Consider the following 6,363-nt stretch of genomic DNA (forward strand, 5'->3'; position numbering starts at 1 on the left):
GGACCGGTCCGCGGCGACGGGCCTGCCGTTCGCGCCCGCGAAGCCGCGGCGGGGCCGGTGAAGCTGAATCCGTGGCGTTCACCGGTGGCCTGGGGCCTGGCCATCTTCCTGGCCGGCAACTCCGCGCAGACGTATGTGTACTTCGCGTGGCTGCCGCCGTACCTGACCGAACACGGCATTGACGCCGCGACGGCGGGGTCGGCGCTGGCGTACTTCGCCATCCTCGGGCTGCCCGCCAGCCTGCTCGTGCCATTGATCGTGCCGCGGCTGAGGCACCCCATCGCCGCCATTTTGGTGTTCACCGCCTGCTGGGTGGGCGGGCATCTGGGCCTGCTGCTCTCGCCGGAGAGCGGCACCTGGTGGTGGATGACCCTCTCCGGGCTGGGCCAGGGCACCTTCGCCACCGCGCTGCTGATGGTGAACCTTCGCTCGCGCACCACGCACGGCTCGGCGGTCCTGTCCGGCTTCAGCCAGGGCATCGGCTACGCCGGCGCGGGCGTCGCCCCGCTGCTGTTCGGCGTGGTGCACGAGGCCACCGGCTCCTGGACCGCTTCGTTCGCCATGCTGGGCGCCTGCATCGTGGTCATGCTGGTCGGCGCCGTCATGATCAACGGGCCCAGGAACATCGAAGACCCGCCCGCGGCCGGCGGCCGGCGCAGGAACCCGCGCTACCGCGTCAACGGCAGGGTGCCGTCGAAGGCTGCGTCGGCCGGCACCGGGGGAACAGGGCGGGCAGGCTAGAGGGCGGCCGCCTTCGCCGGGCCCGGCTCAAGCCGTCCACTGATCGTCGCCCCGCCGCGGGAAGGCAAGGCGATGAGGCATGTCTACCTGGGCTCCCACGCATCGTCGCGCGAACTGCGCCCGGTGACTTCTGCGGGCAGCTGACCGGAGGCAAGCTGGTCCAGGGTAACCGACTCCAGAACTTCGCGCAGGCTGCTGCGCGCGGCAATCCAGACCGGCTGGAGAACCGCCGCCGGGTCCTCGTATTGAACCGCTTCGGGCCGCACCCCGTGCACGCTCACCAGCGGCCCGTCCACCGCGCGGATGATGTCGGCGACGGTGATCTCCACCGCGGTGCGGGCAAGGTGCCAACCGCCGCCCTGGCCGCGGCGGCTGCGCACAATGCCGCTGCGCCGCAGATCGGCGAGAATCGACAGCAAGTAGTTGTGCGGGATGCCCTGGGCGGCCGCTATGGCCTCGGCCGCCAGCGTCCCGGTCTGCGCTTCGGACGACCGGGCGATGACGATCAGGGCGCGCAGGGCGTAGTCGGATTTGGCGGTGATGTGCACCCGCCCATTGTCTCAGGCGCCGGCGAGCTCCAGCTCGGGCTCCTCCTCGCGGCGTCGGCGCAACTCCCTGCGGACGGACTGCGTGATCAACAGGCCGGCCGCGACCGCCAGGACTGCCAGCGTGAGCCACACCGGGGCGGAGTTCTTTTCCGCCCCGCCCCACGTCTCCATCATGGTCTTGGCGTTGGTCAGGATGATGAGGCTTCCGGCTGCTACGCCGAGGACCGCCGCGGCCAGGTGTCGAACCAGCCACGCCGAGACGGGGGCCGCGATGACGCCGCCGGCAAGCAGGGCCAGAACCCAGGCGAAGTTAATGCCCTCCCGTCCGAGCGCGAGCAGGAAGCCCACCGAGGCACTGACCGCAACGATGAACTCGGTGGCGGAAATTGAGCCGATGACCTTGCGGGGTTCGATCTTGCCGGTGGACAGCAGCGAGGTGGTGCCGATCGGCCCCCAGCCGCCGCCGCCGATGGCGTCCATCGTGCCGGCGACGAGGCCAAGCGGCATCAGGACGACGGCCTTGACCTGGCCCTTGAACTGCGGCCGGCGGCCGGACAGGATCAGGAACCGGAACAGGACGTAGGCACCGAGCAGGAAAAGCAGCAGGGCAACCCACGGCTTGGCGACGTCGGCCGGCAGGCTGACCAGGAAGTTGGCTCCCATGAAGGCGCCGATGCCCCCCGGAACCGCCATGATCCCGACGATGCGCCAGTCGACGTTGCCGAACTTGTGGTGGGCGAATCCGGAGATCAGCGCCGTGCCGACCTCGGAGAGGTGGACTGCTGCGCTGGCCGCAGCGGGAGCGATGCCCACGGCAATCATGAGGCTGGACGAAGTCACGCCGTATCCCATGCCGAGCGAGCCGTCGACCATCTGGGCGAGGAGGCCGACGATGGCCATGAGGAACAAATTGCGCATGTGAGTGCCTTTCCCCCGAAACACTAGTAAGTTACTAGAGTTTGGAGTGTATGGACACCACGGGTCCGTGTCGATAGCAATCCGTCGTGCGCAAACATCCCTTAGCAAATCTTGAGGAGCGTGCGCGGTTGGCCGTGCCGCTCCCGCGGAAACGTAGGACGGAGCGTGGACTGGGAGGCACAACACGGTTTGCCTGCGCATGGCGGCGCGGCTGGTGCTGCCGGCCCACTGGGCCTGATTGTCGGCATGTCGGTGATCGAGGCGCCGCTGAAATTTCAGGCGCCCTGCATCACCATTCCCCTGGGGCTGGGTATCGGCCGGGGCAGAACCGGAGTTGCCCTGGCGTTGATCCTTCCGCCGGTCGCCGTCACCACTCGCCCGGCAGCGTGTAGGGCCGGGACCAGAGCGCGATCTGCAGGACCACTGCCTTCAGCCATGCCTGCATCATGGCGTCGACCTTCTCCACGGGATCCCCGCCGCTGGCCAGGAACGGCCGCATCGTGGTGACCACCGGCCCGATCAGCGCGATGAGGTGGCGCAACGGGACGACCTGAGTGGACCCTACGTGGTCGGTTTCGTTCTTGTGTTCGGGGGTGTGCCGCAGGGCGATTTCGTTTTGGTAGTCCAGCCACTCCTGGTCGTAGGGCTTGGTACAGGTATCCCTGATCCACTGGCCAAACCGGCGGCGGACCGCATTCAGGTAGTCCTCAATGGGCGGGCCGTCGGGCCGGGAGAAGTGCGCGACCAGCTGGGGTTGGCCGCCGACGAATCCGTACCAGACGTCGAGCACGTCCTCCACCTGGCCGTCAAGGATCTCGCCGGCCCGGTGCAGCAGGGTGGCGTCCTCGTCGCCAAACATGGCGCTGGCCTTGAGCTCATCGAGCTCGGCCAACGTGACCGGTGAATGCGCCACCGTGCCGTACTCGTAGCCGGGGATGTCTGAACCGCTGGATGCATGGACCGACATGGCAGTGCCTCCGCTGGAAGGTTTGGGACCGGCGCCTTGAACGGCCATTTATACTCTGCGACGCCGGTGGGGTCAACGATGCCTAGTTGCCGAAGGCCGGCGGCGGGACCACGTCCGGCCGGGCCTCTTCCTCCTCCTTGCTCCTGGTGGCGGGGACCGTGACGATAATCGAGGCGATGGCGACCACGACCATGAAGACGTTAAACAACAGCCCGACCGCCCCGCCGAAGCGCAGCGCCACGTTGTCCTGGCGGCCGATGAACAGGCCCCAGGACTGGATGAGTTCCGGGTTCACCGCCTGTGCGGCCACATACAGTGCCGCGGAGATGGCCACGCCGATGGCATTGCCCAGCGAGGACGCCATCTTGTAGATGCCGGACGCCGCACCCACCTGGGCGTCCGGGACGTTGGACAGGGCGGCGTCGGTGGACGGGGTGGCGTAGAACCCCAGGCCGACGCCGAACAGGGTGAACCCGATGACGGTGAGCACTATGTACTCTTCGATGTGCAGGAACGTGGTGGAGCACAGCAGGATGCCGACGCCAGTGATCATGCTGCCCCACAGCATCGGCTTCTTCGGGCCGAAGCGCTGCAGCAGCTTCTCGCCCACCCGGATGGTGGCGAGGATGGCGATCAGGTAGCCGAGCGTCAGCAGGCCCGATTGCAGCGAGCTCAACCCGGCGGCCACCTGCACCAGTCCCAGCGAAACGATCAGCGTGCCCGCGGCTCCGTTGAGCAGGAAGTTGGACAGCGTCGCGCCGGTGAAGGTGCCGTTCCTGAACAGCTTCAGGTCCACGAAAGCGAAGTGGCGGCGGCTTTCGATCTGCAGGAACAGCAGGCCGAACACCACGAAAGCGGCCACCAGCGCGACCCCCGGCCAACTGAACCAGCCGATGGCCGGCCCCTGGGAGATGTACACGTTGATGGCCACCAGCATGACGATGAAGCAGGCCAGCCCGCCCCAGTCGAAGCGGTGCCCGGCGGCCTCCGGATCGGCTGCCGCCCGCGACTCGGGCGTGCCCCGGAGCAGGAACAGCGCCAGCACCGACAGCACGATCGAAATCCAGAAGATGGACCGCCAGCCCAGGAAGGAGGTGGCCATCAGGCCGCCGAACAGGGCGCAGAAGCCCGAGCCGCCCCAGGAGCCGATGGACCAATACGAGAGTGCCCGCTGCCGGTCCTTACCCTCGTAGTAGCTCTTGATCAGCGCCATGGTCGAAGGCATGATGCACGCGGCGGACAGGCCTTGGATCGCGCGGCCGCCCAGCAGCATGAAGTCGGTGAGGCCGCCAAGGTTTTCCGGTGTCAGCGCGATGAGCAGGGAGCCGAGAATGCTGAGGTAGATCCCGGCGTACATGATCTTGGCCCGGCCGATCCGGTCGGCGAGTCCGCCCGCGACGACGATGAATATCCCGGAAAACAGCGACGTGATGGAGACGGCCAGGTTGGCCAGCGTCTGTTCGACCCCAAGCTGGTCCCGGATCCCCGGGATGACGTTGAGCAAAGTCTGCGCGAAGAGCCAGAAATTGATGACGGCCAGGACGATGCCCAGCAGCCACTTGTCGGTAGGTTTCCAGTCCGTGCGGACTGTGGTCGTGGTGGATTCGGTCATGGCAAACGACCCCTTACATTGCCTTACTTTGCCAAGTACTCCAGAGCTGCAACGGCCTGCGCCTGGGTGGCGACGGAGAGCGTCGGGTCGATGGCGGGAGCGAAGAACGGTGAGTGGTTGGCCGGAATGTCTTCGGAGACAGTGCCGTTCTCCACGGCTTCCCGGTAAACGTCGGCCGGAACGGAGCCGACCGTCCAATAGGTGTAGGGCACCCCGAGGGCATCCGGAATCCGGCTGAAGTCCTCGGAGGCCGTGACGGGTTCGGCACGGTAGACCTGATCGCCCCCAAAATGCCGGCTGAAGGCGGCCGTGATGCGCTCGGTCGTTTCGGCGTCGTTGCTGGTCAACGGGAACTGGTCGTAGTACTCGAACTCCGGGTCGCGGGGCGATCCGGCGGCCGCACACTCGCCGCGGACAATCCGTTCGATCGATGCCATGATCCGTTCCCGCAGGCCCAGGTCGTACGTGCGCAGGTTCAGCAGCAGCTCGGCACGGTCCGGGATGATGTTGGACTTGGTGCCCGCGTTGGAGGCGCCGACAGTCACCACCGCGAATTCGCCCGGCTTGGTCTCGCGGGAAACGATGGTCTGCAGCCGCAGCACGATCGATGCGGCCAGCACCACGGGGTCCACGGAGTTGTGCGGCATGGAGCCGTGGGCGCCGCGCCCGTAGACGGTAATTTTCAGGGAGTCGCCGGCCGAGAGGATGGGGCCGGCCGTGGTGCCGATCTTCCCGGCCTCGGTGGGCATCACATGCTGGGCGAAGGCGACGTCCGGTGTAGGAATCCTGGCGGCCAGGCCGTCGTCGACCATTGCCCGGGCTCCGGCGGCAGTCTCCTCTCCCGGCTGGAAGAGCGCCACGTAGGTGCCCGCCCAGCGGTCCCTGTGTCCGGCCATCAGCTTCGCCGCACCCAGCAGGGACACGATGTGCATGTCGTGGCCGCAGGCGTGCATGACGCCGGTGGTCCCGCCTCCGGGAAGCTTCGCGGTGGTCTCTGCGGCGTAGTCCAGGCCGGTGGCCTCGGCGACCGGCAGCGCATCGATGTCCGCCCGTGCCAGCACCGTGCTGCCGGAACCGTTGTTGAGGACCCCGACGACGCCCGTCCCGCCGATCCGCTGGACCTCGTAGCCGAAGCCGGTCAGCTCCCGCGCGATCAGGTCGGCGGTGTGGTGTTCTTCCATGCTGAGCTCGGGGTTCCGGTGCAGGTCCTTGTACAGGTCCCGTTGCCAGCCCAGCTCCCGCTCGAGTGAGCCGGCGAGGCCGTCCGTGATCGCCATGGTTGCCCTCCTGGTCCGCCGGCCGAAGTGGGGGCCGGCTGGTTAGGCGTGCTTCCTCCAACGGTAGGACCTGGACCGTTCAGACACAACGACGACGGCGGTGTCCCGGCCCCCTGCGATTCCGCATCCGAGGCACGGGCGCCGCGCACGGCGGGCCAAAGGCCGCGGCTCGCGCTTTAACCGGCTGACATTTCCACCGGCCAGGCGGTCAGCTCCACCACGGACCCGCCGCGCAGCACGGCCAGCGGGAACTCCACGCCGATGGCATCCGCGAAAAGCAGCCGCTGCAGGCTCTGCGCA

At 67.7% G+C, this 6,363-nt stretch carries 6 protein-coding genes; 1 reads left to right on the forward strand and 5 read right to left on the reverse strand.

The features are described 5' to 3' along the window. Positions 1 to 741, forward strand: a 741-nt coding sequence (locus AC5RUJ_RS09210) for an MFS transporter (RefSeq protein WP_494155782.1), incomplete at its 5' end; no start/stop codon positions are given. Positions 742 to 824: 83 nt separating this feature from the next. Here the strand turns inward: AC5RUJ_RS09210 and AC5RUJ_RS09215 are convergent. The 5 genes from AC5RUJ_RS09215 to AC5RUJ_RS09235 all read right to left on the reverse strand — a co-directional run bounded on the left by AC5RUJ_RS09215 (position 825) and on the right by AC5RUJ_RS09235 (position 6,063). Further along, complete coding sequence (locus AC5RUJ_RS09215; protein WP_494000839.1) at positions 825 to 1,289, reverse strand: RrF2 family transcriptional regulator; 465 nt, start codon at positions 1,287 to 1,289, stop codon at positions 825 to 827. 12 nt (positions 1,290 to 1,301) lie between these two features. After that, positions 1,302 to 2,207, reverse strand: a complete 906-nt coding sequence (locus tag AC5RUJ_RS09220; protein ID WP_494025214.1) for a sulfite exporter TauE/SafE family protein — start codon at positions 2,205 to 2,207, stop codon at positions 1,302 to 1,304. 367 nt (positions 2,208 to 2,574) lie between these two features. Next, positions 2,575 to 3,174 carry a protoglobin domain-containing protein gene (locus AC5RUJ_RS09225; protein ID WP_494025215.1) on the reverse strand — a complete coding sequence of 200 codons (600 nt, stop codon included), beginning with the start codon at positions 3,172 to 3,174 and terminating at the stop codon, positions 2,575 to 2,577. 82 nt (positions 3,175 to 3,256) lie between these two features. Beyond that, positions 3,257 to 4,786 (reverse strand): MFS transporter, encoded by a 1,530-nt coding sequence (locus tag AC5RUJ_RS09230; RefSeq protein WP_494000836.1) that lies wholly within the window; start codon positions 4,784 to 4,786, stop codon positions 3,257 to 3,259. Between the two features lie 23 nt (positions 4,787 to 4,809). Then, positions 4,810 to 6,063: an amidohydrolase gene (locus AC5RUJ_RS09235; RefSeq protein ID WP_494013748.1), complete on the reverse strand. Its 1,254-nt coding sequence runs from the start codon at positions 6,061 to 6,063 to the stop codon at positions 4,810 to 4,812. Positions 6,064 to 6,363 lie beyond the last annotated feature (300 nt).

It is taken from the genome of Arthrobacter sp. Y3223164 (assembly GCF_059091005.1).

What these genes read in the sequence shown, in the direction of transcription:
- AC5RUJ_RS09220 (WP_494025214.1), bottom strand. Translation starts at nt 2,207, where the DNA reads ATGCGCAATTTGTTCCTCATGGCCATCGTCGGCCTCCTCGCCCAGATG.
- AC5RUJ_RS09225 (WP_494025215.1), bottom strand. Translation starts at nt 3,174, where the DNA reads ATGTCGGTCCATGCATCCAGCGGTTCAGACATCCCCGGCTACGAGTAC.
- AC5RUJ_RS09230 (WP_494000836.1), bottom strand. Translation starts at nt 4,786, where the DNA reads ATGACCGAATCCACCACGACCACAGTCCGCACGGACTGGAAACCTACC.
- AC5RUJ_RS09235 (WP_494013748.1), bottom strand. Translation starts at nt 6,063, where the DNA reads ATGGCGATCACGGACGGCCTCGCCGGCTCACTCGAGCGGGAGCTGGGC.